General features: G+C 55.3%; 30 protein-coding genes and 2 tRNA genes. 29 read left to right on the top strand and 3 right to left on the bottom strand.

Annotated elements, in window-relative coordinates; translation table 11 throughout:
- The first annotated feature begins 18 nt into the window (after positions 1–18).
- From HMPREF0577_RS02205 to HMPREF0577_RS02190, 4 genes are all read left to right on the top strand, one after another.
- A complete protein-coding gene (locus HMPREF0577_RS02205; RefSeq protein ID WP_227469325.1) occupies positions 19–201 on the top strand; it encodes a cell division protein in 183 nt (60 codons plus the stop codon).
- Positions 198–848: a hypothetical protein gene (locus HMPREF0577_RS02200; RefSeq protein WP_004007616.1), complete on the top strand. Its 651-nt coding sequence runs from the start codon at positions 198–200 to the stop codon at positions 846–848. Before HMPREF0577_RS02205 ends, HMPREF0577_RS02200 begins: the two co-directional genes overlap by 4 nt.
- Positions 849–942: 94 nt before the next feature.
- A complete protein-coding gene (locus tag HMPREF0577_RS02195; protein ID WP_004007615.1) occupies positions 943–1,230 on the top strand; it encodes an Nmad4 family putative nucleotide modification protein in 288 nt (95 codons plus the stop codon).
- A gap of 29 nt (positions 1,231–1,259) precedes the next feature.
- Positions 1,260–2,864 (top strand): terminase large subunit, encoded by a 1,605-nt coding sequence (locus tag HMPREF0577_RS02190; RefSeq protein ID WP_004007614.1) that lies wholly within the window; start codon positions 1,260–1,262, stop codon positions 2,862–2,864.
- Here the strand turns inward: HMPREF0577_RS02190 and HMPREF0577_RS02185 are convergent.
- Positions 2,834–3,205, bottom strand: a complete 372-nt coding sequence (locus tag HMPREF0577_RS02185) for a DUF2651 family protein (protein ID WP_004007613.1) — start codon at positions 3,203–3,205, stop codon at positions 2,834–2,836. The two genes, HMPREF0577_RS02190 and HMPREF0577_RS02185, sit on opposite strands and share 31 nt — an antisense overlap.
- Before the next feature lie 30 nt (positions 3,206–3,235).
- Between HMPREF0577_RS02185 and HMPREF0577_RS02180 the strand changes: the two genes are divergently transcribed.
- Genes HMPREF0577_RS02180 through HMPREF0577_RS02140 form a run of 9 tightly spaced genes read left to right on the top strand, consistent with a single transcriptional unit; the run spans position 3,236 to position 9,162 of the window.
- Positions 3,236–4,537, top strand: coding sequence for a phage portal protein (locus HMPREF0577_RS02180; RefSeq protein ID WP_004007612.1), 1,302 nt, complete (start codon positions 3,236–3,238; stop codon positions 4,535–4,537).
- Positions 4,534–5,412, top strand: a complete 879-nt coding sequence (locus HMPREF0577_RS02175) for a head maturation protease, ClpP-related (RefSeq protein ID WP_004012032.1) — start codon at positions 4,534–4,536, stop codon at positions 5,410–5,412. The genes HMPREF0577_RS02180 and HMPREF0577_RS02175 overlap by 4 nt, the downstream gene beginning before the upstream one ends.
- Before the next feature lie 26 nt (positions 5,413–5,438).
- Positions 5,439–6,656, top strand: coding sequence for a phage major capsid protein (locus tag HMPREF0577_RS02170; protein ID WP_004015879.1), 1,218 nt, complete (start codon positions 5,439–5,441; stop codon positions 6,654–6,656).
- A gap of 35 nt (positions 6,657–6,691) precedes the next feature.
- Entirely contained in the window at positions 6,692–7,009 is a 318-nt protein-coding gene (locus HMPREF0577_RS02165) for a head-tail connector protein (RefSeq protein ID WP_004012030.1), read from the top strand.
- Between the two features lie 4 nt (positions 7,010–7,013).
- Positions 7,014–7,352 (top strand): phage head completion protein, encoded by a 339-nt coding sequence (locus HMPREF0577_RS02160; protein WP_004012029.1) that lies wholly within the window; start codon positions 7,014–7,016, stop codon positions 7,350–7,352.
- On the top strand, positions 7,345–7,782 hold the full coding sequence (locus HMPREF0577_RS02155; RefSeq protein WP_004012028.1) for an HK97-gp10 family putative phage morphogenesis protein: 438 nt from the start codon (positions 7,345–7,347) through the stop codon (positions 7,780–7,782). Before HMPREF0577_RS02160 ends, HMPREF0577_RS02155 begins: the two co-directional genes overlap by 8 nt.
- A complete protein-coding gene (locus HMPREF0577_RS02150) occupies positions 7,779–8,123 on the top strand; it encodes a hypothetical protein (protein ID WP_004012027.1) in 345 nt (114 codons plus the stop codon). Before HMPREF0577_RS02155 ends, HMPREF0577_RS02150 begins: the two co-directional genes overlap by 4 nt.
- 13 nt (positions 8,124–8,136) lie before the next feature.
- Positions 8,137–8,733 carry a major tail protein gene (locus HMPREF0577_RS02145; RefSeq protein WP_004012026.1) on the top strand — a complete coding sequence of 199 codons (597 nt, stop codon included), beginning with the start codon at positions 8,137–8,139 and terminating at the stop codon, positions 8,731–8,733.
- A gap of 12 nt (positions 8,734–8,745) precedes the next feature.
- Entirely contained in the window at positions 8,746–9,162 is a 417-nt protein-coding gene (locus HMPREF0577_RS02140; RefSeq protein WP_004008481.1) for a hypothetical protein, read from the top strand.
- A 190-nt stretch (positions 9,163–9,352) separates the two neighbouring features.
- Here HMPREF0577_RS02140 and HMPREF0577_RS02135 read toward each other — a convergent pair whose 3' ends face one another.
- Complete coding sequence (locus tag HMPREF0577_RS02135) at positions 9,353–9,811, bottom strand: hypothetical protein (protein ID WP_236585807.1); 459 nt, start codon at positions 9,809–9,811, stop codon at positions 9,353–9,355.
- 70 nt (positions 9,812–9,881) lie between these two features.
- Between HMPREF0577_RS02135 and HMPREF0577_RS02130 the strand changes: the two genes are divergently transcribed.
- The 13 genes from HMPREF0577_RS02130 (at position 9,882) to HMPREF0577_RS02075 (ending at position 24,922) form a co-directional block, all read left to right on the top strand.
- Positions 9,882–12,557 (top strand): tape measure protein, encoded by a 2,676-nt coding sequence (locus HMPREF0577_RS02130; RefSeq protein ID WP_004012025.1) that lies wholly within the window; start codon positions 9,882–9,884, stop codon positions 12,555–12,557.
- 2 nt (positions 12,558–12,559) lie between these two features.
- Positions 12,560–13,252 carry a hypothetical protein gene (locus HMPREF0577_RS02125; RefSeq protein ID WP_004007603.1) on the top strand — a complete coding sequence of 231 codons (693 nt, stop codon included), beginning with the start codon at positions 12,560–12,562 and terminating at the stop codon, positions 13,250–13,252.
- Between the two features lie 72 nt (positions 13,253–13,324).
- Positions 13,325–16,156, top strand: a complete 2,832-nt coding sequence (locus HMPREF0577_RS02120) for a phage tail spike protein (RefSeq protein ID WP_004012024.1) — start codon at positions 13,325–13,327, stop codon at positions 16,154–16,156.
- A gap of 16 nt (positions 16,157–16,172) precedes the next feature.
- Entirely contained in the window at positions 16,173–16,595 is a 423-nt protein-coding gene (locus HMPREF0577_RS02115) for a DUF1617 family protein (RefSeq protein WP_004007601.1), read from the top strand.
- Positions 16,592–16,813 carry a hypothetical protein gene (locus HMPREF0577_RS02110; RefSeq protein WP_004007600.1) on the top strand — a complete coding sequence of 74 codons (222 nt, stop codon included), beginning with the start codon at positions 16,592–16,594 and terminating at the stop codon, positions 16,811–16,813. Before HMPREF0577_RS02115 ends, HMPREF0577_RS02110 begins: the two co-directional genes overlap by 4 nt.
- A gap of 82 nt (positions 16,814–16,895) precedes the next feature.
- A complete protein-coding gene (locus HMPREF0577_RS02105; protein WP_036324911.1) occupies positions 16,896–17,357 on the top strand; it encodes a phage holin family protein in 462 nt (153 codons plus the stop codon).
- The gene (locus HMPREF0577_RS02100; protein ID WP_004007598.1) at positions 17,354–18,166 is read left to right on the top strand and encodes an N-acetylmuramoyl-L-alanine amidase; all 813 of its coding nucleotides are present in this window, start codon (positions 17,354–17,356) and stop codon (positions 18,164–18,166) included. The genes HMPREF0577_RS02105 and HMPREF0577_RS02100 overlap by 4 nt, the downstream gene beginning before the upstream one ends.
- Positions 18,167–18,249: 83 nt before the next feature.
- A complete protein-coding gene (locus HMPREF0577_RS02095; RefSeq protein ID WP_001129922.1) occupies positions 18,250–18,624 on the top strand; it encodes a TnpV protein in 375 nt (124 codons plus the stop codon).
- Between the two features lie 366 nt (positions 18,625–18,990).
- Positions 18,991–20,910, top strand: coding sequence for a tetracycline resistance ribosomal protection protein Tet(O) (gene tet(O), locus HMPREF0577_RS02090; protein ID WP_004007597.1), 1,920 nt, complete (start codon positions 18,991–18,993; stop codon positions 20,908–20,910).
- 51 nt (positions 20,911–20,961) lie between these two features.
- Positions 20,962–21,135 (top strand): cysteine-rich KTR domain-containing protein, encoded by a 174-nt coding sequence (locus tag HMPREF0577_RS10775; RefSeq protein ID WP_002779755.1) that lies wholly within the window; start codon positions 20,962–20,964, stop codon positions 21,133–21,135.
- Positions 21,136–21,847: 712 nt separating this feature from the next.
- Positions 21,848–22,057 carry a hypothetical protein gene (locus HMPREF0577_RS02085; RefSeq protein ID WP_004007595.1) on the top strand — a complete coding sequence of 70 codons (210 nt, stop codon included), beginning with the start codon at positions 21,848–21,850 and terminating at the stop codon, positions 22,055–22,057.
- Positions 22,058–22,103: 46 nt separating this feature from the next.
- On the top strand, positions 22,104–23,354 hold the full coding sequence (locus HMPREF0577_RS02080) for a recombinase family protein (RefSeq protein ID WP_004007594.1): 1,251 nt from the start codon (positions 22,104–22,106) through the stop codon (positions 23,352–23,354).
- Complete coding sequence (locus tag HMPREF0577_RS02075) at positions 23,351–24,922, top strand: recombinase family protein (RefSeq protein ID WP_004007593.1); 1,572 nt, start codon at positions 23,351–23,353, stop codon at positions 24,920–24,922. The genes HMPREF0577_RS02080 and HMPREF0577_RS02075 overlap by 4 nt, the downstream gene beginning before the upstream one ends.
- Before the next feature lie 216 nt (positions 24,923–25,138).
- On the opposite strand, the gene HMPREF0577_RS02070 is transcribed toward HMPREF0577_RS02075, so the two are convergent.
- Positions 25,139–25,212: transfer RNA gene (locus tag HMPREF0577_RS02070), tRNA-Gly, on the bottom strand.
- 73 nt (positions 25,213–25,285) lie between these two features.
- Between HMPREF0577_RS02070 and HMPREF0577_RS02065 the strand changes: the two genes are divergently transcribed.
- The 3 genes from HMPREF0577_RS02065 to HMPREF0577_RS02050 all read left to right on the top strand — a co-directional run bounded on the left by HMPREF0577_RS02065 (position 25,286) and on the right by HMPREF0577_RS02050 (position 26,208).
- Positions 25,286–25,362, top strand: a tRNA-Pro gene (locus HMPREF0577_RS02065).
- A gap of 274 nt (positions 25,363–25,636) precedes the next feature.
- Positions 25,637–25,831, top strand: a complete 195-nt coding sequence (locus tag HMPREF0577_RS02055) for a hypothetical protein (RefSeq protein WP_004012022.1) — start codon at positions 25,637–25,639, stop codon at positions 25,829–25,831.
- Entirely contained in the window at positions 25,828–26,208 is a 381-nt protein-coding gene (locus HMPREF0577_RS02050; RefSeq protein ID WP_004012021.1) for a type II toxin-antitoxin system HicB family antitoxin, read from the top strand. The genes HMPREF0577_RS02055 and HMPREF0577_RS02050 overlap by 4 nt, the downstream gene beginning before the upstream one ends.
- Positions 26,209–26,311 lie beyond the last annotated feature (103 nt).

Genomic DNA, 26,311 nt, shown 5'->3' with positions numbered 1-26,311 from the left:
ATGAGATGGAGGATGGTCATGAGTGATCTACATATCGAGATCAGCGAGATGCTGGAGGCAGGCATCAACATCTGGGACATTGAAGAAGCCCTCGACATTGCACGAAAGTGGAACTTCTCCCTGGTTGCCGGTGCGATCGAACACGACCCGCATGGCTATCTGCGACTGGTTGATTCTTGGTTTGAACAGGTGACCCGATGACCACGATCGAGTTTACCCCGAACAAGGCTGGGCGTAAGAAACTCGCCGAAGTCATCGCGGAACATCTTGGCGTGAAAGCCAGGTATGCTGGCATGCCCACCTTTGACTATCTGATTGGTGAGGCGCGGTTGGATCGGGACTGGGTGCTCCACCTCCCAGACAACGCAGACGGCGACGCGATAACCGACGCCGCGAGCGCGGCCGGGTTTGCGCCTGCGGGTGAGGTTTACGGACTCACGCTCACATTCCCCACGACCAGGTGGGACGAGGCCACAGGCGCGAAGCTCGACGCCCTGCTCGCCTCCAAGGGAGCACTCATCGCTAAGGCACTGGTTATTCCTGCTACGCCCATGGCGATCGATGAGGCGGAAGGGACCGTTGAGTTTGCCTGGTTTGACCAGCTCCCAGATGCGGAGGTGATTGAAGCGGTCAGCGTGCTGATTCAGCTCATGATCGAGCACGCGAAAACCGCCACGAGAGTCTCCGCGAAGCCTGCCAAGACAGGTGGAAATGACAAGTATGCGATGCGCTGCTGGTTGCTGCGCCTGGGCATGATCGGCGACAACTACAAGCACGTGCGCCGAGTCCTGCTAGCGAATCTGGAAGGCAACGCAGCATGGAAAACCCTGCCCAAATCCGACCACTGAGTTCCTTGCGGAGAACCGGCGAAAAGCGACTGGATAACCGCGCACACCTATGGCTGTATGTACATGATCGAACAAGAAATAAAGGAGCGAGGTCATGAATACCAGCAAGGTCACGATGGAGCAGCTGCAGATCGCGACCGACAGCTACGGCACGGTTATCGCCTACGGAGACTTCGTCCTCGCCTCGGCATACCGGCACCTGGGCAAAGGCCGGATCGGAAACGACGCCCGCGTCTACAAACTCGCCGAGCAGCCCATCCCTGGCTGGGGATCGGACGCCCGCAGTTTCATTGAATGCGAACTCGCCCTGGTTGCTGAGGCTGAGGAACTGTTCGAAGACGCCGGCCACGCCATCGCCTGGGCGCTTGCCCACACCAACTAACCAGCACAGGAAGGAGCCTGAAGGGCGTGATGCGCACTCTCGACACCTACACGCCGACCCGATTCATGGCCACAGGCTCACGCTACGACAAGCGTAAAGCCGACTTCGCGGTCGCGTTCATCCAAGCCTTAAAGCACACCAAAGGCCGCTGGTCAGGCAAGCCCTTCCAGCTCATCGACTGGCAAGAGCAAATCATCCGCGACCTGTTCGGCACTGTCAAAGAAGACGGCTACCGCCAATTCACCACCGCCTACGTCGAGATACCCAAAAAGATGGGCAAAAGTGAGCTCGCCGCCGCAATTGCGCTACTACTCACCTGCGGGGATGGTGAAGAACGCGCTGAAGTGTATGGGTGCGCGGCTGATCGCCAGCAAGCATCCATTGTGTTTGAGGTCGCAGCGGACATGATTCGCATGAGTCCAGCGCTGTCCAAACGCGTCAAGATTCTTGCCTCGCAGAAGCGGATCATCTACAAGCCCACCAACTCCTTCTACCAGGTGCTGAGCGCGGAGGCGTATTCGAAGCACGGGTTCAACATCTCCGGCGTTGTCTTCGACGAACTCCACACCCAACCCAACCGTGCCTTGTTCGACGTCATGACGAAAGGATCAGGCGACGCGCGCACCCAACCCCTGTACTTCCTCATCACGACAGCGGGTACCGACACGCATAGCATTTGTTATGAGCAACACCAAAAAGCCCAAGACATCCTAGATGGCAAAAAGCACGACCCCACGTTCTACCCGGTGATCTATGGGGCGGCGCAAGATGATGATTGGACCGACGAGGACGTGTGGCATAAGGCTAACCCGAGCTTAGGGATCACTGTCCCGATCGAGAAAGTCCGCCAAGCCTGCACGAGCGCGAAACAAAACCCAGCCGAAGAAAACACATTCCGCCAACTTCGCCTCAACCAATGGGTCAAACAAAGCGTGCGGTGGATGCCCATGCACATCTGGAACCAAAACTCAGCACCCGTCGACCTGTCAGATTTGGAAGGACGCGTGTGTTACGGCGGCCTCGACTTGGCTTCCACGACGGACATCACTGCTTTCGTTCTCGTATTCCCACCCTACGGGGACGATGACAAATATACGGTCGCGCCATGGTTTTGGATACCCGAAGACAACCTCAAACTAAGGGTTGCCCGTGATCACGTGCCCTACGACCTGTGGCAACAGCAAGGCTTCCTACAAACCACTGAGGGCAACGTCGTCCACTACGGCGCAATTGAAGCCTTCATCGAGCAACTCGGTGAACGCTTCGATATCCGCGAGATCGCATTCGACCGGTGGGGCGCAGTCCAAATGAGCCAAAACCTTGACGAAGCAGGTTTCACGGTTGTTCCGTTTGGGCAAGGCTTCAAAGACATGAGCCCACCATCCAAAGAACTCATGAAACTCGCTTTAGAGGGAAAACTGGCACATGGCGGGCATCCAGTGCTTTCGTGGATGGTAGACAACATTCACGTCCGCACCGACCCAGCAGGAAACATCAAACCCGACAAACAAAAGAGCACCGAGAAGATCGACGGCGTCGTCGCAACAATCATGGCCCTCGACCGCGCCATCCGAAACGGCACCGGGCACGTCAGCGGCAGTGTTTATGACGAACGCGGCCTACTCGTGCTGTGAGCACGCTCATGGATGAACGCGCCGATGCCTGCGCCGATCAGTCCCAAGATCGAGTAGGCGACGCCGTAGATGAGGGCTGAATCGTTGTAGTACACGAACAGTGTGGTCAAGAACCCTGCGAACGGGGCCAGTAGCCACCACCAGCCGAACCCGTGGCGTGCCCCATCGATAACGCTCAAAACGATGGTGAGTAGTGGAAACGCGAGGAAGAGCAACGCGATGAACCACTTGGCGTTGGGATCGCTCAGCCTGCTGATCCACATGGAAATGAGCGGCAACAACCAAAATGCCGCTAGCAGGACACTCATCAGTGCCCACGACTGTTTTGAGGGCGCTTTCATATTCCAATTCTACATGTGAAAGGACACCGCATGAGTTTTCTGAATTGGCTGCGTGGCGACACCACCCGCTCCGCTGACGATCACGCGATCAGCTCTGGCTACAGCTTTTTCTTCGGGGCAACGAGCTCTGGCCGTCCGGTGACAGAACGCAGCGCGATGCAAATGACCGCCGTCTACTCATGCGTGCGGATTTTGGCTGAAGCTATCGCGGGTCTGCCGTTGCATGTTTACCAGCAGAGCAGTGATGGGGCGAAGGTGAAGGCGCTCGACCATCCCTTATACCGGCTGTTGCATGATGAGCCGAACCCTGAAATGACATCCTTTGTCTTTAGGGAAACTCTGATGACGCATTTGCTTCTTTGGGGTAATGCGTTCGCCCAAGTGCTGCGCAACGGTAAAGATGAAGTGATTGGTTTGTATCCGTTGATGCCGAACCGGATGATGGTGGGGCGCGACGAGGCTGGGCGACTCTATTACGAGTATCAGCGCACCTGGGACGAACCAGCTGGACGCTTCGACACGGTGCGACTCTCGGCGCGCGAGGTGCTGCACATTCCAGGGTTGGGCTTTGACGGGCTGGTTGGTTATAGCCCGATTGCGATGGCAAAGAATGCCATCGGCCTCGCCCAAGCAACAGAAGACTACGGCGCATCGTTTTTTGCTAACGGTGCTGCACCTGGTGGTGTGTTGGAGCATCCGGGAACGATCAAAGACCCCGCGCGCGTTAGGGAGTCCTGGCAGTCCACGTTCGGCGGAGCCCGCAACGGGAACAAGATCGCTGTGCTCGAGGAAGGCATGAAATACACGCCCATCTCCGTCAGCCCAGAACAAGCTCAATTCCTTGAAACGAGGAAGTTTCAGATCAACGAAATTGCTCGAATCTTCCGCATACCCCCGCACATGATCGGCGACCTCGAAAAATCCTCGTTTTCCAATATTGAGCAGCAGTCGTTGGAGTTTGTGAAGTACACGTTGGACCCGTGGGTGATCCGGTGGGAACAGGCCATCACCAAAACACTCCTCAGCTCGCGTGAAAAACCTGGCGTGTATGTGAAGTTCAACCTCGAAGGCTTGCTACGTGGGGATTACGAATCCCGAATGAATGGTTATGCGGTGGCAAGGCAAAACGGCTGGATGAGCGCCAACGATATCCGCGAACTAGAAAACCTCGATCGCATCAGTCCCGAGGCTGGCGGCGACCTCTACCTCGTCAACGGGAACATGCTCCCGCTCAGTCTCGCAGGTGCATACGCGCAGACAACCGGGTCTGAATCGGAGCCTGAACCGGCTGAGGAACCTATGAGTGAATCTTCTGTAAGGAGGAGGATATGAGACGTTTTTGGAACTGGCTCACACCAGAGCCATCAACTGACCCGGACGCAGATGCAGTCCGGGTTTTGCGCATTAGCGGCACGATCGCTGAAGAATCCTGGTTCGATGACGACATCACACCCAGCATCTTCGCCAGCGAGTTGAACGCTGGGTCGGGGCCGGTGACGATCTGGCTCAACAGCCCGGGTGGTGATGTGGTGGCTGCGGCGCAGATCTACAACATGCTCATCGACTACCCAGGCGAGGTGACCGTCAATATCGACGGTATCGCCGCATCGGCCGCGTCTGTGATCGCGATGGCCGCCACGAAGGTTGCCATGAGCCCGGTGTCGATGTTGATGATTCATAACCCGGCCACCATGGCGGTTGGCGATAAGGACGAACTCGCACGTGCGATGAGCATGCTTGATTCGGTCAAAGAATCGATTCTGAATGCATATCAGGAGAAGACGAACCTGAGTCGGGCGAAGCTGTCCAAGCTCATGGACGCTGAGACGTGGATGGATGCGCGGGCTGCGATCGACATGGGTTTCGCCGACGAACTCCTCACCAACCAACGCGACCCAATGTTTGCGATTGAGCCGGACAACGAGCCGGATGACGATGAGGACGAGGCCGAGTCACCAGACGAACCCGACGAAGACGACGAGGATGAAGATCCGAAGCGCCTGCCGTTTCCACCCAAGAACGCGGGACAAGGCACGGTGTTTTCCCGCCGCGCCTCCGAACAAAAGCTCGTCGCACACCTGACCGCCACATCACCGCCACCTCCGTCGAAGCGAGTGCGTCCACCACTCCCAACCATTCAACCCGCCGTGCCTGTTGGTCGGCGGGTTCTCGATTTGTACGCCGAACTAGCGAACCAACCCCACTGAAAGGACCAACACCCATGACAACCCCTATGACTGTTTCTGACCTTCGCACCAAGCGCGCAGATGCTTGGGAGAAGGCGAAGGCATTCCTTGACGAGCGCCGCGACACCACAACCGGTTGCCTGTCTGCTGAAGATGATCAGGCTTACGCGAAGATGGAAGCCGAAATCGATCGTCTCACCAACGAGATTGCCCGTTCTGAACGTGCCCTGCGCCGCGACGCCGACCTCGCTAAGGCAACCAACACACCGCTCACCTCCATGCCCGGCATCAACCCCGACAATGACGAGGTCAAGCACACAACCCCACGCGCTACATCCTCCTATAAGCGAGCCTTCTGGGATGCCATGCGGCTCAACGCTTCTCCGATGGAGGTGCGCAACGCCCTTAGCGAGGGTGTTGATACTGAAGGCGGCTATCTGGTGCCCGACGAGTTCGAACGCACGCTGATCTCCTCACTTGAAGATCAGAACATCATGCGCGGCCTGGCCAAGGTCATTCAAACCACCAGCGGGGATCGGAAGATCCCAGTCGTCTCCACGCATGGCACTGCCGGGTGGCTCGATGAAGGCAAGCCGTACACCGAATCCGATGAAACCTTCACGCAGGTCACTTTGTCGGCGTTTAAGCTCGGCACCTTCCTCAAAATCAGCGAAGAGCTACTCAATGACAGCGCGTTTAATGTCGAGCAGTACCTAGCAGCTGAGTTTGCTCGCCGTATCGGCGCGGCTGAAGAAGAAGCCTTCCTCACCGGAGACGGCAAGGGCAAACCCACCGGCATCTTCACTGCATCTGGCGGTGGCGAGAAGGCGGTGACCACGGGCAAGGCCACCGACATTACCGCTGATGAGCTCATCGACCTGCACTACGCCCTGCGCGGCCCGTATCGGAAGAACGCGGTGTGGCTGATGAACGATTCCACTGTGAAAACCATCCGTAAGCTCAAGGATGGTAACGGCCAGTACTTGTGGCAACCTGCCCTGACCGCAGGAACGCCGGATCTGGTTCTTGGCCGCCCGGTCCACACGTCGACGTTTGTGCCGGAGATCAAGGCTGGTGCGTCGACGGTTGCTTTCGGTGACTTGTCGTATTACTGGATCGCCGACCGACAGGGCCGCTCCTTTAAGCGGCTCAACGAACTGTTCGCCACCACCGGACAGGTCGGATTCCTCGCATCCCAGCGACTGGACGGCAAGCTCGTCCTACCCGAAGCAGTCAAGCTGCTCACCCAAAAGGCATCCGCATAACCAGCGGTTCTACACACTGAGAGGAGGTGGCCGCAATGACCACGACTGAGCTTATCGATCAGGTGAAGGCGAATCTGCTCATCACCTTTGACGATGACGATCAATTGATCGGCGCGCTGATCAACGCGGCCACCTCCTACGCCTGCTCCTACCAACACCTTGATGAGGGCTACTACGAGACACACGACATGTCTGGGGCAACCAGGCAGGGCGTTGTCATGCTCGCCTCCCATTTTTATGAGTCGCGTGATGGTTCCACGGCAGGGTTCTGGGCAGATAAGCCAGATGCGGCTCGGGCGGTATGGAACGCGGTGAACAATCTGCTGCGCCTGGACCGGGATTGGAAGGTGTAGACCAATGGCTTCTTTGGGATCCATGCGCACCACCATCGACCTCATCCAGCCGACGGTTGTTCGGGATAAGGCGGGGTTCACCACCACGCGCGATGAAGTGAAGGCGACGGTGCGGGCGCAGATCGAGGTGCGGCACGCATCGAGCGCGTGGGTGAACCGGGCAGCGTACTCAAAGGCCGACGTCCTCTTCCGCATCAGATCTTTTCCCGGACTGTCCGTGACCACTGATATGGAGATCAGTGGCCCGGATGGGCGGTATGTGATTGACGCAGTTGGGGTGATCGGCAGGTATGTTGAGATTCTTGCCCACCAGACCACGCCCGAAGGAGACGCCCATGGCTAGAGTTCAGATTCGTCTGCCGAACGCGTTTATTGATTCTCTTGATGCTGCCAGCCGTGTGCTAGAAACATCGGCGGATGAGGTGCTTGAGGCGGGAGCCGCGGTGGTTGAGCCGCGTATGCGAGCCAACCTCACGGGCGTGATCGGACGTGCCACCAATCAGCCCTCGCGGTCAACAGGGCAACTACTCAGCGCGCTTGGTACGACCTCGGTGAAAGTCAATAGCCGAGGCGATCACAACATTAAGGTCGGCTTCGCTGAGAACCGCCGCGACGGCAGAGCGAATGCGTTGATCGCCAACGTCCTCGAACATGGCCGGTCCAACCAGCCCGCACGCCCGTTCCTTGCACCCACACGGTCGCAAACACGGCGTGGTGCAATCGAGGCCATGAAGGCGGCGCTGACGGCGCGGATTGAGCAGGTGGGGCCATGACACCGCTACTCGAACAACTCATGGAGATTGCTGACAAGCTCGGATTGCCGTTCGAGGTCGGTCTCTACACGGCTACGCCTGCGCCGCAGACGTATCTGGTGGCAACCCCGCTGACGGACGTGTTGGACGTGTTCGCCGATAACCAACCCAGCGTTGAGGTTGAGGAAGTCCGCCTCGCACTCTTCACTCGCGGAAACTATCTCGACCTGCGTAGCCGCATTACCCGCGCCCTGCTCGACACTGGACTGACGATCACTGCCCGTACCTATGTCGGCTTCGAAGCGGATACCGGATTTCATCATTACGCGATAGATGTCGCAACCCACCACACCTACACATGAAGGAGCATTACTCATGGCGACTATTGGTTTAGACAAGCTCTACTACGCCACCATCACTGAAAACCCCGACACGGGTGAGGAAACCTACGCCAAACCCAAACCCCTCGCCAAAGCCATCTCCGCAGAACTCAGTGTTGAGGTCGCTGAAGCGATTCTGTATGCCGATGACGGGCCGAGTGAGATCGTCAAGGAATTCAAATCCGGCACCCTGACTTTGGGTATCGACGACCTGGGTGGTGAAGCAGCCGCAGCCTTGACGGGTGCGACCGTGGATTCCAACGGGGTGCTCATTTCAGCTTCCGAGGACGGCGGGGCTCCGGTGGCGATCGGTTTCCGAGCCGCACGCTCTACGGGGAAGTATCAGTATTTCTGGCTGTACCGGGTCAAGTTCGCCCTGCCCACCGAAACCCTGGCAACTAAAGCCGACTCCATCACGTTCTCCACCCCTTCAATTGAGGGCACGATTTTGCGGCGTAACAAACCCGATAGTAAGGGGCGGCATCCGTGGAAGGCCGAAGTCACCGAAGGCACAACCGGCGTCAAGCCCGAGACGATCACGAACTGGTATGCACAGGTTTACGAACCCGCCAGCACCACATCTGAAGCCTAAGGAGCATGAGCCATGACAACCAAGAAGAAAACTGAATCAGTTGTTGACCCAGGGCGCTCCGCCACTGTCAGCATCGGCGGTACCGACTGCGAGCTTGTCTTGACGACGAAAGCCACGCGTCTGATCGCCGAGCGATACGGCGGGCTCGAACATCTGGGCAACGCCCTCGAAACTTCCGACGATCTGGGCAAAACATTGGGTGAGGTGATTTGGCTAATCACGCTGCTGGTCAACCAGTCCATCCAGATCCACAACCTGCGCCACCCAGACGACAAGCGCCCAGAGCTGAGCGAGGACGAGGTTGAACTACTCACCGTTCCCGCTGATCTGGCGGACTATCGCGGCGCGATCGCCGAAGCCCTCCAGCGCGGAACACGACGAGACATCCTTACCGAGCCAGCCCCAAAAGCACCACCGACGGACGAATAGTCGAGACCGATCAGGCTGTGTTCACGCGGCTGACCTACATTGGAATGGCCCACCTTCACCTATCACGCGTGGAAGTGGGTCTGACTGTCTTCGGAGAACTCCTCGACCTCGTGGACTGCTGGCGCATCGAAACCGGACGAGCTGAGCCGCTGCGTCAATGGTTCATCGACGACGTCATCCCGCCAGGGATTTAGTAATTTCGATGAGTCATGGGTGATTCGTTCACGAGACGATGGAATTCCTTACGTGCTGCATCTTCGATTTCGTCCCAAGTAAACAAATCCTTGAGGTACGTGCAGCGAGAAGTATTCGTCTCCATCTCAAGCATGGTTTTCAATACTTCCTTGTCGTTTTTTAGGAGTCCCAACGCTTCGAGGATCCATAGGCGAAGCTCAGGTCGACGAGTGAACGAATGGCTTTCCCAAACCTTTCGAGCCAAGAGTTCCTTATAGCTTCGCTTTACTTTGTTTCTCCTTGCAGTTTCAAAATCAAAGTATTCCTTCGATAGAAAAACTGACGTAGCGTGAGTCCGGATCGAGAACCACCAGCGGTTGTCGTCTTGTTGAGGGAAACACGTCTCGAAAGCATCAGCAAGCGGCGTAGGTCCATTTAGCTCAGCAAGCACAGCTCCGAAATCTTCTGCACTCATTCCCATAGGTTTCCCCTTCGTTTAGCAATTTGATCCCTTTTCATTATCCCTTCGAGGAGGTGACTTTGCCATGGCCGACTCCAGTTTTGGTTTGAAGATTGGGCTTGAGGGCGAGCGGGAGTTTAAGCGCGCGATTACGGATATTAACCGTGAGATGCGTGTGCTTGGCAGTGAGATGAAGCTCGTGGCGTCCTCGTTTGATAAGAACGACAAGTCTGCCGAAGCCTTCACGGCCCGTAACCAAGTGCTGGGCAAAGAGATTGAGGTGCAGAAAGCCAAGATCGAGACCCTACGCGCCGCACTCGAAAACTCCGCTACGAGCTTTGGTGAGAACGATAGTCGGACGAAGAACTGGCAGATCCAGCTCAACAACGCAGGCGCGGAGCTCAACCGGCTCGAAGGCGAACTCAAAGCCAACAACGACGCCCTCTCTGATTTCGGGAACGAGGCAGACGGTGCGGGCGACGATGCTAAAGACGCCGCCAAGGACGCAGGACGTCTTGAGGGCGCGGTGGATGATCTCGGTGACGAGATGGACACCACCAGTTCCAAGACCCGCATTTTCGGCGACGTGTTGAAAGCCAACCTCGCCTCCGAAGCCATCATCGCCGGAGTCAAAGGCATCGGGCATGCGATCGCCAGTATTGGTCGCGGCATGGTAGGCGCGTTGAAAGAGGGCGTGGAGTACAACGCTCGCATGGAGCAATACTCCACAAGCTTCACGACGATGCTCAGCGACCAAGCAAAAGCCCAACAGCTCGTCAACGATCTGAAAGTTCAAGCGGCGAAGACTCCGTTTGGTATGGAAGAACTCGCGGGCAACATGCAAACCCTCCTGAGCTTTGGCATGAGCCTTGAGGATGCGAAAAAGCACCTGAACGAAATCGGCGACATCTCCCAAGGTGATGCGGTGAAGATGGAATCGCTCACGCTCGCCTTCGCCCAAATGTCTTCGACCGGCAAGCTCACGGGTCAGGACTTGCTGCAGATGATCAACGCCGGATTCAACCCGCTCGAAGAGATCAGCCGCAAGACCGGCAAAAGCATTGGTGAGCTCAAGGAGGATATGGCCAAGGGTGCTATTTCGGCTGACATGGTCGCTGACGCATTCGCCAGTGCTACTGCTGAAGGCGGGCGTTTCTACGGGGCCATGGACGCCCAATCCCAAACCTTTTCGGGCCAGTTGGCGACGATGCAGGATGGGGTTGAAAATCTCAAGGGGTTGTTGGCTGGTGGTCTGTCGGAGGCGTTGGCGGGTTCGGTGTTGCCGATGCTGAACGGGTGGATCGACGAACTCACGGCAGCGTTCGAAGAAGGCGGAACACCCGCCCTCATCGACACCCTCGGCACCGTCTTACAGGAAGCTCTCGCATTTATTGCCGAGCAGCTACCGATGGTGGTCGAGACCGGCATGAGCATTTTGACCGCGCTCCTTGAAGGCATTATCAAGGTGTTGCCACAAGTAGCAGAAACAGCCGTGACGTTGATTATCGCTCTGGTCGAGACAATCATCGAAGCGTTGCCGTCCCTGTTGGAGGCGGCGATACAGATCATCGCCACACTGGTCTCTGGTATCGGCGAAGCACTACCGGAACTGGTTCCTGCGGCGGTGGAGATGCTCATGGCTTTGGTACAGGGTCTGGTCGACAACCTCCCGTTGCTTCTTGATGCGGCGTTGCAGCTCATCACCGGACTTACCGAAGGCTTGATCGCTGCCATTCCCGTGATCATCGAAGCCCTCCCACAGATCATCACCGGGATTGTCACGTTCCTTGTGGGGGCGATCCCGCAGATCATCGAAGCAGGAATCCAACTACTCACCGCCTTGATCGGGGCGCTGCCTCAGATCATCACAGCGATTGTCGCAGCACTCCCGCAGATTATTACTGCAATCGTGGACGGCGTGGTTGGTGCTATCCCACAACTGATCCAAGCAGGCATTCAGTTGTTGACGGCTTTGATTGGGGCGTTGCCGCAAATCATTACAACTATCGTGGCCGCGCTCCCGCAGATTATCGGAGCTATTGTGTCGGCGATTGGTGGGGCGATCCCGCAACTCGTCCAAGCAGGCATCCAACTCTTGACCGCGTTGGTACGAAACCTGCCGCAGATTATTTCCACAATCGTCGCAGCAATCCCATCGATTATTTCTGGGATTGTGTCTGCTGTTGGTCAGGGCGTCTCAGCGATGGCCCAGGCGGGCAAAAACCTCGTCTACGGCCTGTGGAACGGTATCCAATCCTTAGCGGGGTGGCTGTGGAATTCGGTCTCGAACTGGGCATCAGGTATTTGGGACTCCATCACTGGCTTCTTCGGCATCCACTCACCGTCACGCAAGATGGCCTGGGCAGGACGGATGCTTGTCGAAGGCCTCGCAGGCTCCATCCGCACGGACGGCAACAAGGCTGTCACCGCAGCTTCAGGGCTCGCGCGCAACACGATAGACGCCTTCGCCGACCTTGAGGACGGGCTGGCCGTGCCGATCGAGGCGGTGGCAGACCTGCAAGTGCCGAGCGTTGACCTCACCCCACAACCCGTGACTGTATCTCAGCGAAGTACTGATGAAGCGGCAGAGCGTGTGGATGTCGCTGGGATCGTGGATGCGACTGCAAAGCGTATCCTCGGGTCTTTGGATATTTCGGTGACGTTGTCGGATGGGACGCTGGTGGGCAAACTCGCACCCGCCCTCGATAAACAACTTGCCCGCCTTGATCGGCGGCAGACCGTGATGGCAGGAGGATACTAACCATGTTCGGCTTCACCCTCAATAACCAGGTGTCTTCTGCTTCGCTGGGTCTGCGACTCACGGCACCCGTTGCGATCCCAGCGTCGGTGCGCAGGGCTGATGATATTGAGGTCAAAGGACGCGCCGGAACCCTCACGCGCTTCACGGGCTGGGAGGACACCGAGATCGATCTCGACCTCGCGGTGCCTGTTCGTGACGGGCTCGACCAGTATCGGCAGGCTGCTCACGAGCTGACGGGCTCTTCGACGATTGCGTTGACTGCCGAGCCTGGTGTTTACCGCAAGGTTAAGCACTGCGAAGTGAGCGAACTGCGCCGGGAGCTGTCGGGGTGGGGGTTCTTCACCGCGCGCCTGACCTGCCAGCCCTTCACGTACCTGACCGAGGGATTGAATCCGGTAACGCTCACTGCATCTGGGACGATCACGAACCCCGGCCTACTGGAAGCTGATCCGATCATCACAGTCACCGGCACCGGGGCGCTCTCGCTGACGATCAATACGAGCATTTATCACGTGAATTCGCCAGCAGGTTCCGTCACGCTCGACAGCGAACGTCTCGTCGCTCACGCCCACGGGAAAGTCCAGACCGATGCGCTCACCGACGCCTTCCCGACCTTCAAGCCTGGGATCAATCGCCTCACGCTCGGCGCGGGTATTTCGAAGATCGTGATCACGCCGAACTGGCGCAACCCCTAACACCCAACTCACTACATTCTCTGACGGCCATCCCTTCGTGGGGTGGCCACTGTTGTCTTTGGAAGGCTCCTCATGATTACGGTTCACGACCGCACCGCCACGACATTCACCACCACCGGGCTAGGAGTCTTGGATCGGGAGATCATCAATCCGATCGTGGTCGAGGAACTAGGTGGCGAATTCTCACTAACCTTCACCTACCCGGCAGACGGTCCAGCAGCCACGCACCTGACGCTTGAGAACATTGTGGCAGCGCCCGTGCCAGGGCTGGAGCAACGTCAGGGGTTCCGCATCAGCGAGGTTGTCACCACGCTTGACGGCATGCTCGAAGTGACGGCGTTTCACGTGTTCTATGATCTGGCGGGGAATCTCATCGCCGACACCTACGTGGTCAACAAAACCGCGAAAGGCGCACTGACCCAGATCCTTGGGGCGGCGAACACGAGCCACGGGTTTACTGCTACCTCGTCGGATACGGTGACGCGCTCGTCGGCGCGGATGGTGCGCATGCCCATCACCGCTGCGCTCATGGACGCGGGCGAGGACAACACGCTCATCTCGCGTTGGGGCGGCGAACTGGCCCGCGATAATTTCCATATCCATCACGCGCCCATGCGCGGAGCCAACCATGGGGTGGTCATTCGTGATCGGAAGAACCTCACTGGCTTCGAATCATCCATTGATTTTTCGACGGTGGTGACGCGGATTCTGCCAGTCGGATACGACGGCCTACTCCTGCCTGAACTGTATGTCGATAGTCCGAAGTTGGGTGATTATGTGGTGCCGCGTATCCGCGTCATCCGCTACGGACAAGTCAAAGCCATCACCGACAAAGACAACCCGCGTGAGGGTGAACTCCCACTCGACCAAGCCCACTCTGAGCTGCGCCGACTAGCTGCAGCAGAATTCAGCGCAAGACATGTCGATGAGCCGTCGGGCTCGTATAAGGTGCGGTTCGTCGATCTCGCCACCACCCGTGAATACGCTGATCTTGCACGCCTGGAAACCGTCGAAATTGGCGACACCGTGACCGTCCGTCACGCTGATCTTGGGATTGCGCTCACGGCACGGGTGGTCGCTTACGAATACAACCCGCTCACGCTCCAGTACATCTCCGTTGAGCTGGGTTCTACTGCTCGGAAGTTCACGTCTGTCACCCGGCAGGTCAAAACCGCCGTCAATACGGCGGTGGCTGCGTCGGATGCGGCAGGATTCGCACTCGCTTCAGCGGATGGGAAGAACACCAACCACTACGGCAGCATCCAGCCCGCCAAGGCCAAGCTGGGTGACACGTGGTTCCGGCAAAATGGCGAACAGGTCGAGATCTGGATCTACCAGCTCACTGATACCGGGCAGCCCGGCTGGGTGGCACTCGCTACTGATCTGAATCATGCCCAGCTCGGTGCGGAACTCGATGCCGTCCGCACACAAGTCGGCCACGCCCTGCTTGCGGCCCAGGATGCACAAACCGCCGCCGATGCTGTCGCCACTCAGATGGCGTCGGCGCAGGTGGAGATTGACCAGGCCAAGACCGCAGCCGCTGGTGCTACCCAGTTGGCGCAGGATGCCCACGACATCGCGGTAACCTCGGATGGGCGGCTCACGGTTGCCGTTGTTGATCCTAGCGTAGCGGATGCGGCTGGCCGACCGGAGGGTGCGCTGTGGCAAGTGCGCGTAGACGGAGTGATCGCCCGCCAATATCTCCTCACCAACAACCAATGGGAACAAACACCGGTCGGTGCCGCGATGATCGGGCCGAAAGCGATCAGCCAAGCACACATCGCAGATGCCGCCATCGGCACCGCACACATCGCTGATGCCGCTATCACCGACGCGAAAATCAGTTCACTGTCGGCAGCCAAAATCACGGCTGGGTTCTTGGCGGCTGACCGTATCGCCACGGGAAGTATTACCTCCGACAAGCTGACCATCGCGAGTGGGTTCATCACCACCGCAATGATTGCCAACGCCGCGATCACGGACGCAAAGGTTGGCAGTCTATCGGCGTCGAAGATTACGACCGGTACCTTGTCGGCGGCACGGATCGCTGCCGGTTCGATTACCTCGGACAAGTTGACGATCGCTAACGGTTTTATCCAGTCCACGATGATCAAGGACGCTGCGGTCACATCGGCCAAGATTGCTTCGCTGGATGCTGGGAAGATCACCACCGGGTATCTGAACGCCGCTCGGATTGGGGCGCGGTCGATTACGGCCGACAAGCTCGCGACCAACGCCATCCAAGTAGGCCTGGCAGACTGGACGCAATCGATCCGCATTACGCCCACGCAGATCGCCTGGTATGACGGGACCACCCTGGAAGGCAAGATCACGAGCGCTGGGATGCAGTTTTGGTACGGAACCCGCTATATCGGTGAGTTTGCTCGGCGGGCTCATAAGGACAAGCCGAATGTGCAAGGCATCGTCAACCAACTTGCTTACAAAGGCGACTACGTCGCCTGGACCTACCAGAAGGCAGACGGCGGCACCTACTACACCTGTCTCACCCTTGACCCGAAAGGCCTGTTTTACGGGCAGGCAGGTATCCACCTCGGCTCCGATCTGCGAACAGGTGGCTACAAGTTCTACACGACGGGCTCACGATATGTGACCTTGCAGGACTGCACGCTGACGGGCAAGGGAACCTATTCGGGCTGGGTGGGGCAAAGCGGGCTGTCGAAGATCGTGTTTCACACCTACGACCTGATGGTGGTCACCAATGGGTCGTATTACAACATGACCCGCCTATTCGACCGCACCAAGGATTTGATGTCGCGAATGAACGCAATCCTGAGCTTACTCAATCAAGGCTGGATCACATCCATCTCCGGAACCGGGTCGAACATCACCTGGCGGTACTTCTCCAACACTGGCCTGTCGGCCATGTCCACCAACCTCGCATAAGTAAAAGGAAACACTGATGAAGATCATGCTCGCAAACCAGTATTTGCAACCCATCGCAGACCTACTCACCAATATGCCGCTCAAGGCGGCGCAGTCCCGTGCCCGCTCGAAACTCCTCACGCTAGTGAAGGAAGCGATTGCGCGATTCGGGGAAGATGAATACGACCTCGTCGCCCAATTCGCAACACTTGACGATCAGGGTCGCCCAGTGTTCGCCGACGATGGCACGTTCGTCCTCGCCGACCCTGACAAGGCCAGTGAATTCCTCGAAGCCCGTCAAGCCCTGCTCGCGTCGATCGCTGAAGTATCGGGGCCAACCTACGACGGCCACGACAAGGACGTGAAAGCATTTCTTGATGGCTATGAGGGTGAGCTTTCTGGCGAAGCGGCCGAGGCCTATGACGTCCTTTACGACGCGATCACCAAGGGTGGCCAATGACCACCGAGGAAGAAACGAACACGGAGCTGATTGAGCCCAACGGCAATGAGTCAACGCCTAGCGAAGAAGTGCAGCTACCCATCGTCCCGGTCGAATCCGATGCCACGCCCTCACCACCAGCAGAGACCATCGAAGCCCAAGAACTCCCAGCGCCCAAGGCGGCGTCCTTCGACTTGAGCCTGCCAATTCTCGAGGTCCTCACCGACCCGACCATGTAGCCCAGTACTACACCAATTTTTAGATGCCTTCACCCCAGATGGGTGTGGGCAATTTTTTATGCCCACGAAAGGAATCATTCCCATGTCTCTTCACGCCATCTGGCACGCCATCCAAACCGGGATCGCTGGTATTGGTGCCTGGCTCGCCGCTTATCTTGGAGGCCTCGACGGCCTCGTCTATGCGCTGATCGTCTTCGCTATCGCCGACTACATCACCGGGGTGCTGGCCGCCATCAACGAGCGCCGCCTCAGCTCATCCGTCGGTTTTAGGGGTATCAGCCGAAAGATCCTCATCTTCACTCTCGTCGGCCTGGCCCACCTCATCGACGTCCATATTCTCGGAGCACCCGGCGTGCTACGCGCGGCGGTCATTTTCTTCTACCTGTCCAACGAAGGCATCTCGCTGGTGGAGAACGCCACCCGCTTGGGACTGCCTGTCCCATCCCAGATGCGTGGGGCGCTCGATGCGATCGCCAACCGCGCCGAAACCAGGCCCTCACTGACCGAAACGACCACTGAAAACACAAAGGAGAACCAGTCATGAAGAATTGGAACACGCTTGAGGCCGACATCGACCTCATCATGAACACACACTACACACCCGGCCGCAACGGCAGGCGGATCGATAAGGTCATCATTCACCACAACGCCGGAAACCTCACCATTAGGGGCTGTTACGACGTGTGGCAAACCCGTCCTGCATCGGCCCACTACCAAGTCCAAACCGACGGCACAATTGGCCAGCTCGTATGGGATCGCGATACCGCCTGGCATGCAGGCAACTTTGCAGCCAACACCACCAGTATCGGCATCGAACACGCCGACGTGAGCTCCAGCCCGTGGGCTGTGTCGGAGGCGTGCCTCGATAACGGAGCACACCTCGTCGCCGCGATCTGCAAGTTCTACGGCCTTGGCCGACCCCAGTGGGGCAAGAACGTGTTCGGGCACAAAGACTTCTCTGCCACGGCTTGCCCGGCTTCTCTTGCTGGTTCCCAGCATGCCGCCTACATGTCCCGCGCACAGTCTTGGTATGACCAGATGAGCGGTAGCGCACCAGCACCCGCTCCTGCAGCACCGAACATCGACGCATTGGCTGACGCTGTCATTCGCGGTGATTACGGGAACGGGGAGGAGCGTAAGCTCCGCCTCGGAGCCAACTACGCGGCTGTCCAGCAGCGAGTGAACGAGAAGCTCTCTGGCAACACGCCGACGAAGCCAGCAGGGCCCAACATCGACGCGCTTGCCGACGCCGTGATCCGTGGCGACTATGGCAATGGTGAGGAGCGTAAGCGCCGCTTGGGCAACCTCTACGCCGCTGTTCAGGCGCGCGTGAATGCCAAGCTCGGCTACTAAACATCCGCGCCACGTCGGAGCGACTGATGTAGGACGGATTTTGCGGACATTCAAAATAAAAAAGAATGTGGAGGTAACAGACAATGGCAAAATCATTATTTGAGGAACTGGGCGGCAAATACGAAAGGCAAGGGGATTATTTGATACCGTGCTTAACTGTACCCGCCGAAGAAGAACAGGCAATAGGCATCTGGGGGCAACGGCATTTAGATTATCTAAAACAGTACCGTAAAGTTACATACACCAATCTTCTTACAAGCGGCAGGCTAAACGCCTACCTTGCCGACATCAACAGACAGGCACAGGAACGCTTTGAAAGGCTCATAGAGGGTATGAAACAGGCACAGGGCATAACGGAACAGCTAAAGGCAGAAAACGCCTTAGAATGGACAGGATGCCTCAATAACATAAGGGCTTGTGCGAGGGAGATTGTGGAAAAGGAAATTATTTTTGCATAAACAGATGATTAGTGGCAGGGGGAAATCCTGCCGCTTTTTCTGCTTTAGTTTGTCAGCTTGACAAATAAAGGGTTAAGGAATATAATTAGATTCAGTATTATACAAGGAGTTAATAAATATGCGGCAAGGTATTCTTAAATAAACTGTCAATTTGATAGTGGGAACAAAAAGTAGCAGTCCCGTTTCACTTTTAATATGGGGCTTAGTTTTTTGTACCCAGTTTAAGAATACTTTTATCATGTAATTTTATATGCCCGAAAACATATAAGTGTTTTGGGGCTATTGGAGTTATTTACCCAGTGATAGGAGTATTTATCACTGGGTATTTTTATGCCCTTTTTTGGGTGTTGATAGGAGGAAAATCACATGAAAATAATTAACTTAGGCATTCTGGCTCACGTTGACGCAGGAAAGACAACATTAACGGAAAGTTTATTGTATACCAGTGGTGCAATTGCAGAACTAGGGAGCGTAGATGAAGGCACAACAAGGACAGATACAATGAATTTGGAGCGTCAAAGGGGAATCACTATCCAGACAGCAGTGACATCTTTTCAGTGGGAGGATGTAAAAGTCAACATTATAGATACGCCAGGCCATATGGATTTTTTGGCGGAAGTATACCGTTCTTTATCCGTATTAGACGGAGCAGTATTATTAGTTTCTGCAAAGGATGGCATACAGGCACAGACCCGTATACTGTTTCATGCACTACAGATAATGAAGATTCCGACAATTTTTTTCATCAATAAAATTGACCAAGAGGGGATTGATTTGCCAATGGTATATCGGGAAATGAAAGCAAAGCTTTCTTCGGAAATTATAGTGAAGCAAAAGGTTGGGCAGCATCCCCATATAAATGTAACGGACAATGACGATATGGAACAGTGGGATGCGGTAATTATGGGAAACGATGAACTATTAGAGAAATATATGTCAGGGAAACCGTTTAAAATGTCAGAACTGGAACAGGAAGAAAACAGGAGATTCCAAAACGGAACGTTATTTCCCGTTTATCACGGAAGCGCTAAAAACAATCTGGGGATTCGGCAGCTTATAGAAGTAATTGCCAGTAAATTTTATTCATCAACGCCTGAAGGTCAATCTGAACTATGCGGGCAGGTTTTTAAGATTGAATATTCAGAGAAAAGGCGGCGTTTTGTTTATGTGCGTATATATAGCGGAACATTGCATTTGAGGGATGTTATTAGAATATCTGAAAAAGAGAAAATAAAAATCACAGAGATGTGTGTTCCGACAAACGGTGAATTATATTCATCCGATACAGCCTGCTCTGGTGATATTGTAATTTTACCAAATGATGTTTTGCAGCTAAACAGTATTTTGGGGAACGAAATACTGTTGCCGCAGAGAAAATTTATTGAAAATCCTCTCCCTATGCTCCAAACAACGATTGCAGTAAAGAAATCTGAACAGCGGGAAATATTGCTTGGGGCACTTACAGAAATTTCAGATGGCGACCCTCTTTTAAAATATTATGTGGATACTACAACGCATGAGATTATACTTTCTTTTTTGGGGAATGTGCAGATGGAAGTCATTTGTGCCATCCTTGAGGAAAAATATCATGTGGAGGCAGAAATAAAAGAGCCTACTGTTATATATATGGAAAGACCGCTTAGAAAAGCAGAATATACCATCCACATAGAAGTCCCGCCAAATCCTTTCTGGGCTTCTGTCGGGTTGTCCATAGAGCCGCTCCCTATTGGAAGCGGAGTGCAGTATGAAAGCAGAGTTTCACTTGGATATTTAAATCAATCGTTCCAAAATGCGGTTATGGAGGGGGTTCTTTATGGCTGCGAGCAGGGGCTGTATGGATGGAAAGTGACAGACTGTAAAATCTGTTTTGAATATGGATTGTATTATAGTCCTGTAAGTACCCCCGCAGACTTTCGGCTGCTTTCCCCTATCGTATTGGAGCAGGCTTTAAAAAAAGCAGGGACAGAACTATTAGAGCCATATCTCCACTTTGAAATTTATGCACCGCAGGAATATCTCTCACGGGCGTATCATGATGCTCCAAGGTATTGTGCAGATATTGTAAGTACTCAGATAAAGAATGACGAGGTCATTCTGAAAGGAGAAATCCCTGCTAGATGTATTCAAGAATACAGGAACGATTTAACTTATTTCACAAATGGGCAGGGAGTCTGCTTGACAGAGTTAAAAGGATACCATCCAGCTATTGGTAAATTTATTTGCCAACCCCGCCGCCCGAATAGCCGTATAGATAAGGTTCGGCATATGTTCCACAAGTTAGCTTAACAGCTTGCAAAAGTCATATAAAATGAGATTTGAAAGGATTAGAGACTAATTATGATGAAATGCGAATGGATATTGTGTCCTGTTTGTGGGAGCAAAACCCGTAATAAAATTAGGAAGGACACTGTTTTGGAGAATTATCCCCTTTATTGTCCAAAATGCAGACAAGAAAGATTGATTAAAGTTGACAACTTGAAGATAACTGTCATCAAAGAGCCAGACGCTTAAGACGCAGAGCCGATGAAATTGTGGAACAATTCACGAATCATCGGCTCTTTTTGTTTCGTATTTGAAAGAACAAACTCACCAAATAAAAAAAACGATATTCGGGTGGGTTATTTTGTTATACCCTAAATTACCCTCTGAATTTGTTTTTAAATTTGGAGGGATTTTTTTATGTCCTTTTTTCGGGCAGTTATCTATCTGCTCATACGAGCCCCGTCACCACTGTGACTTCCCAATCCTCGGGGAGCCGGTGGTGGCGGGGCTTTTCGTCGTTTCATGGATGGATTTAACAAACGGGGGTTCGTCGGCAGTGGGGTGAAGGGAGTGACCCCACTGTGAATGATCTTGATGAACAACGTATCCGTAACCTGCGCACGGCGGGCTGGGGGTATAAAGCGATTGCCGAGTTTTGCGCCCTGACTCGTGACCAGATCCGCTCGTACTGCACAACCCGAAACCTTGACGCTGCTCCGGTGATGGTCGAGCACGTGTGCCAGTGGTGTGCCAACCCTATACAGGGAGCAGCTCGGGCTCGGTTTTGCTCGCCCGCCTGCAGGCATAAAGCTTGGCGGCATCGACAGAAAACTGAGCCTATGCGCGAGCAGACCTGTACGCACTGCGGACGCTGCTTCGCGATCGTGGACAAGCCAGGTCAAAAGTTTTGCTGTCACGCCTGCTATGTACGTGCTCGCTTCGGCACCAGGGGCGGACGACCATGAACACGCTCGCCGCTCCTGTTGATCAACTGGCCCAACCTGACGTGTTCGCCCGAGAACTCGCCTTCATCACGGACGCTCACATCTTGAGCATGCTGGCAGGTCGGGGCGTGCTCACACCCGCAGAGCATCAGCGTGCTCACCGGTTGTTGTTCCAGGCGTGGAGCCCGATCTATCAACCACAGATTGTGGGCAAAACGACTGGATAAACACCGCCTTTAGAGCGTGTATAGACCTAACGCGAAAGGAGAAAACGTGGCACACATCAGTGTGGTGACACCAGTTCGGCCGCCGACCCCAAAACTGGTCAACGTGGCGGCATACGCGAGGGTCTCAACGAACGGCACAGAGCAGTTAGCATCCCTATCGGCGCAAGTGTCGTATTACTCGCGCCTGATCCAGTCCACACCCGGATGGGCCTATGTCGGGGTGTTTACCGACGAGGGTATCACCGGCACGTCAACAAAATCCCGACAAGGCCTGGCAGACCTGATGGACGCAGCCAGGCGCGGGGGTGTCGATATTGTGTTGTGTAAATCAATCTCACGCCTGGCCCGCAACACTGTCGATCTACTGGCTACGGTCCGTGAGCTCAAAGACCTTGGCGTGGCCGTACGGTTCGAACGCGAACGCATCGACACCCTTAGCGCTGACGGGGAACTGTTGCTGACTTTGTTGGCGTCGTTCGCCCAGGAAGAATCCCGCTCGCTATCCCACAACGTGAAATGGGCGATCCGCAACCGATACAAGAACGGGGGCACGAACTCCTTCGTTGTCTATGGCTACCACTGGACAGACGGCGAGTTCACCATCATTGACGAAGAAGCCAAGATTGTGCGCTTACTGTTTGCCAATTATCTCGATGGGATTAGCCCGGAGAAAACCGCGACGATGCTCAATGCTGAAGGTAAACGCTCTCGGGGAGGGGGACGGTTCTACGGGTCAGTGTTTCGTCGCATGCTCGAAAACGAGCGCTACAAGGGCTGCCAAATGCTACAGAAAATGTACCGCCCCACAATCCAAGCACCCACATGCTCCCTCAACAACGGGGAGCTGCCACGCTACTGGGTCGAGCAAGCCCTCCCGCCAATCATTGACGAGGCGATGTTTGACGCGGTGCAAGCAGAAATCGCGTACAGGCGTGAGGTGGGCCCGGCTGCGACCCCGTCGAAGAACACGGGCGTATTCACCGGGCGGATCTGCTGCGCGGCGTGCGGGAAGAACTATCAACGCAAAACCCGCACCTACAAGTCTGGAACCTCGTATAAGTTTTGGCGGTGCTGGAGTGCCTGCACCGGGAATGGCAACCCCTGTAGGGGGCACAACCTGCGCGAAACACTCCTCGAACAAGCCTGCGCAGACATGCTCGGCACCCAAAGTTTCGACCCCGCTGCGGTTGCTGAGCAGGTCGTGATGATTGAGGCCTTCGAGCATCAGCTCACCTTCCACCTCGCGGATGGAACCATTGCACCAGTGGGGTTAACCAGTGAGGGGAGGCTGGCATGAGCCGCACCGTCACAGCGATACCCGCAACAAAGAAGCTTCGATCTGCCACAGCCTCATCTGGCGCACCGGCACGCAGACGGGTCGCTGCCTACGCTCGCGTCTCTACCGAGATGGAAGAACAAACCTCCTCGTATGAGGCTCAGATCGACTACTACACCACCTACATTCATTCCCGTAATGATTGGCAGTTCGCGGGCATGTACTGCGACGAAGGTATCTCTGGCACCTCTATGAAGCACCGTGAGGGATTCCAAACCATGATCGATGACGCCCTGGCAGGCAAAATCGATCTCATCCTCACCAAAAGCGTCTCCCGGTTCGCACGCAACACCGTCGACTCCTTGACCACCGTGCGCAAGCTCAAAGACGCAGGCGTCGAGGTCTATTTTCAGAAGGAAAATATTTACACCTTTGACACCAAAGGCGAATTACTCATCACGATCATGTCGAGTCTGGCGCAAGAAGAATCCCGCTCGATCTCCGAAAACGTCACCTGGGGACACAGGAAACGTTTTGCCGATGGGAAGATTATGGTTCCCTACGCATCACTACTCGGATATAAGAAAGGAGCGGACGGCAGTCTCGTCATCGACGAAACCCAGGCACCGACCGTCAGGCTGATCTACCAGCTGTTCCTTGACGGGATGGCGATCAGTGAGATTAAAACCGAACTCGCTGCCCGCAAGATTCTCACCCCGCGCGGGAAAGAAGTATGGTCAACATCGACAGTGCGCTCCATTCTATCCAACGAAAAATACAAAGGCGACGCTCTTCTCCAAAAGACGTTCACCACCGATTTCCTTACTAAAAAGATGAAGGTCAACGAAGGCGAAGTACCCCAATACTACGTAACAGGCAATCACGAGCCGATTATTGCTCCGCATATCTGGGATCAGGTGCAATACGAACTCTCCACCAGACATGGCAACATATCATCAGCGAAAGTCGGGTTGTTCTCCACCCGGCTCAAATGCTTTCAGTGTGGTGCGTGGTATGGGCGTAAAACGTGGGCATCGAACACGAAATACAAGTACACAGTCTGGCAATGCAACCACAAATACGCAGGGCAGCACCCTTGCAGCAGCGCGACAGTGAAAGACGAGCAGATCAAGGATTCTTTCGTGCAAGCGCTCAACCAACTGATCGCCCGCCACCGGTACGAAAGCCACCTACCGCAGGTGCTTGGCGACATGTTCGATACGAGCCGTTTGGAAGAACAAGCCGCCGCCTGCCAGGCGAAAATCGTGGAGCTGACCGAGCAGATCGAAGCACTGATTGCGGAAAACCAGCAACGCGCGCTCGACCAAGACGCCTACCAAGCCCACTACACAGAGCTCGATACTGCCTACCGTAAGACGCTCGCACGCAAAGCGAGCCTAGAGGCAGATATCGCAGCGAACACCGCCAAGCACGCCGCCATCACCACAACCCTGAATGATCTGACAGGGGAACCGGTGAGCGAGTTTCACCCCGCACAATGGAGCGCACTCATCGACCACGCCATCGTAGGCGAAGATACGATCCGGTTCGTATTCCGAGTTGGTGAGGTAGTGAGGGTTCAGCTTTAGATTTGAGATGAAGATTCTGGCCCGTTCGTGCATGAGCGCGGACGGGCTTTTCTCATGCCCAGAAATCATGGCAACAGGGGAAGCGATAGTGCTCAGGAAGCATTTCCGCAGGTCAGGGCAAACGCGCTACACACTCGCTAACGCAAGCGATTTTCTTGACCCCCTTGGGGCGTACGCGCTAACGCAAACGCCTACTTATCATTTTCGACGTCCAAGTGGAGCGGGCGACGGGAATCGAACCCGCGTAATCAGCTTGGAAGGCTGGAGCTCTACCATTGAGCTACGCCCGCGTGCCCTTAGAGTCTACAGGGTAACCCCGGTTTCGTTCAAGTCGAGTTTTCGGTTAAGATAGGTTATGCCTCACGGGCTGTAGCGCAGTTTGGTAGCGCGCCTGCTTTGGGAGCAGGATGTCGCAGGTTCAAATCCTGTCAGCCCGACCAGTTAGTTTTCAGCGCACCCAAAAACTCGCCAGCGCCTCATGAACCCAAAATCGAACTCCTGTTCGATGCCACTGAAACCGATGCCGAAACACTGCAGAAAGAAACGCCGACGGTGTGGATTACGCCGAAAACACACCTCCACAACCAACACCGTGCCACCATTCTCCGACCGGCGCGACGGCGGTGAGGGCATCAACACCTTCCCCCACATGACATAATCCTATTTTGTCACCTTCACTTGACTTACATTAGTCGCCTTACGTAGACTAAAAAGGTGACGAAGCGGAAAGACCTCATCAAAACCCTGAGTAAACACGCCCAGGACAACGGTCTAAACATGCGAGTCACCGAAGGAAAAAACCACACCCGCATCTGGATTGGAGACAAATACACCACCATCCCCCGTCACACCGAGATACCTAACCAGTTCGCCAAAGCCATCCTCAAACAGATAGGAATCGAGCCATGAACACTTACACCGCCCGCGCCACCCGGGAAGAAAACTGGTGGACCATCACCGTGGACGAAGTCCCCGGGCTCTTTACCCAAGCCAAGCGGCTCGACCAAATCCCAAGCATGGTTCGAGACGCACTCACTCTATTCCCCGAAGTGGAAACCAATCCAGACCAGGCGCAAATTAACGTAATACCCGACCCCACATACGCGGACAAAGCTGCTATGGTAATCAAACTTCAACACGCCTCACAAGCAGCCCAAGAAAAAGCCACCGCCGCCGCCCACGCCACCGCCAAAGATTTCTACCACAGCGGACTGACCTATCGAGACATCGGGAAACTATTAGAGGTTAGCTTCCAACACGCCCAAAAACTCGCCAGCACCTCATGAACCCATCCCAACCCCAGCAACCCCGAAACCAACCCCGCTATTCTCCGTTAATCTGAGGAAGATTTTATCAGCGAGCTTGCAAAGGTCCGCCGGGAATATCAGG

Source organism: Mobiluncus mulieris ATCC 35243 (assembly GCF_000160615.1).
GTDB classification, from domain to species: domain Bacteria; phylum Actinomycetota; class Actinomycetes; order Actinomycetales; family Actinomycetaceae; genus Mobiluncus; species Mobiluncus mulieris.
The sequence above is the reverse complement of the archived record's forward strand: the minus strand, read 5'-3'. Positions and strand labels throughout refer to the sequence as shown.

What these genes read in the sequence shown, in the direction of transcription:
- HMPREF0577_RS02205 (WP_227469325.1), top strand. Translation starts at nt 19, where the DNA reads ATGAGTGATCTACATATCGAGATCAGCGAGATGCTGGAGGCAGGCATC.
- HMPREF0577_RS02200 (WP_004007616.1), top strand. Translation starts at nt 198, where the DNA reads ATGACCACGATCGAGTTTACCCCGAACAAGGCTGGGCGTAAGAAACTC.
- HMPREF0577_RS02195 (WP_004007615.1), top strand. Translation starts at nt 943, where the DNA reads ATGAATACCAGCAAGGTCACGATGGAGCAGCTGCAGATCGCGACCGAC.
- HMPREF0577_RS02190 (WP_004007614.1), top strand. Translation starts at nt 1,260, where the DNA reads ATGCGCACTCTCGACACCTACACGCCGACCCGATTCATGGCCACAGGC.
- HMPREF0577_RS02185 (WP_004007613.1), bottom strand. Translation starts at nt 3,205, where the DNA reads ATGAAAGCGCCCTCAAAACAGTCGTGGGCACTGATGAGTGTCCTGCTA.
- HMPREF0577_RS02180 (WP_004007612.1), top strand. Translation starts at nt 3,236, where the DNA reads ATGAGTTTTCTGAATTGGCTGCGTGGCGACACCACCCGCTCCGCTGAC.
- HMPREF0577_RS02175 (WP_004012032.1), top strand. Translation starts at nt 4,534, where the DNA reads ATGAGACGTTTTTGGAACTGGCTCACACCAGAGCCATCAACTGACCCG.
- HMPREF0577_RS02170 (WP_004015879.1), top strand. Translation starts at nt 5,439, where the DNA reads ATGACTGTTTCTGACCTTCGCACCAAGCGCGCAGATGCTTGGGAGAAG.
- HMPREF0577_RS02165 (WP_004012030.1), top strand. Translation starts at nt 6,692, where the DNA reads ATGACCACGACTGAGCTTATCGATCAGGTGAAGGCGAATCTGCTCATC.
- HMPREF0577_RS02160 (WP_004012029.1), top strand. Translation starts at nt 7,014, where the DNA reads ATGGCTTCTTTGGGATCCATGCGCACCACCATCGACCTCATCCAGCCG.
- HMPREF0577_RS02155 (WP_004012028.1), top strand. Translation starts at nt 7,345, where the DNA reads ATGGCTAGAGTTCAGATTCGTCTGCCGAACGCGTTTATTGATTCTCTT.
- HMPREF0577_RS02150 (WP_004012027.1), top strand. Translation starts at nt 7,779, where the DNA reads ATGACACCGCTACTCGAACAACTCATGGAGATTGCTGACAAGCTCGGA.
- HMPREF0577_RS02145 (WP_004012026.1), top strand. Translation starts at nt 8,137, where the DNA reads ATGGCGACTATTGGTTTAGACAAGCTCTACTACGCCACCATCACTGAA.
- HMPREF0577_RS02140 (WP_004008481.1), top strand. Translation starts at nt 8,746, where the DNA reads ATGACAACCAAGAAGAAAACTGAATCAGTTGTTGACCCAGGGCGCTCC.
- HMPREF0577_RS02135 (WP_236585807.1), bottom strand. Translation starts at nt 9,811, where the DNA reads ATGAGTGCAGAAGATTTCGGAGCTGTGCTTGCTGAGCTAAATGGACCT.
- HMPREF0577_RS02130 (WP_004012025.1), top strand. Translation starts at nt 9,882, where the DNA reads ATGGCCGACTCCAGTTTTGGTTTGAAGATTGGGCTTGAGGGCGAGCGG.
- HMPREF0577_RS02125 (WP_004007603.1), top strand. Translation starts at nt 12,560, where the DNA reads ATGTTCGGCTTCACCCTCAATAACCAGGTGTCTTCTGCTTCGCTGGGT.
- HMPREF0577_RS02120 (WP_004012024.1), top strand. Translation starts at nt 13,325, where the DNA reads ATGATTACGGTTCACGACCGCACCGCCACGACATTCACCACCACCGGG.
- HMPREF0577_RS02115 (WP_004007601.1), top strand. Translation starts at nt 16,173, where the DNA reads ATGAAGATCATGCTCGCAAACCAGTATTTGCAACCCATCGCAGACCTA.
- HMPREF0577_RS02110 (WP_004007600.1), top strand. Translation starts at nt 16,592, where the DNA reads ATGACCACCGAGGAAGAAACGAACACGGAGCTGATTGAGCCCAACGGC.
- HMPREF0577_RS02105 (WP_036324911.1), top strand. Translation starts at nt 16,896, where the DNA reads ATGTCTCTTCACGCCATCTGGCACGCCATCCAAACCGGGATCGCTGGT.
- HMPREF0577_RS02100 (WP_004007598.1), top strand. Translation starts at nt 17,354, where the DNA reads ATGAAGAATTGGAACACGCTTGAGGCCGACATCGACCTCATCATGAAC.
- HMPREF0577_RS02095 (WP_001129922.1), top strand. Translation starts at nt 18,250, where the DNA reads ATGGCAAAATCATTATTTGAGGAACTGGGCGGCAAATACGAAAGGCAA.
- HMPREF0577_RS10775 (WP_002779755.1), top strand. Translation starts at nt 20,962, where the DNA reads ATGATGAAATGCGAATGGATATTGTGTCCTGTTTGTGGGAGCAAAACC.
- HMPREF0577_RS02085 (WP_004007595.1), top strand. Translation starts at nt 21,848, where the DNA reads ATGAACACGCTCGCCGCTCCTGTTGATCAACTGGCCCAACCTGACGTG.
- HMPREF0577_RS02075 (WP_004007593.1), top strand. Translation starts at nt 23,351, where the DNA reads ATGAGCCGCACCGTCACAGCGATACCCGCAACAAAGAAGCTTCGATCT.
- HMPREF0577_RS02050 (WP_004012021.1), top strand. Translation starts at nt 25,828, where the DNA reads ATGAACACTTACACCGCCCGCGCCACCCGGGAAGAAAACTGGTGGACC.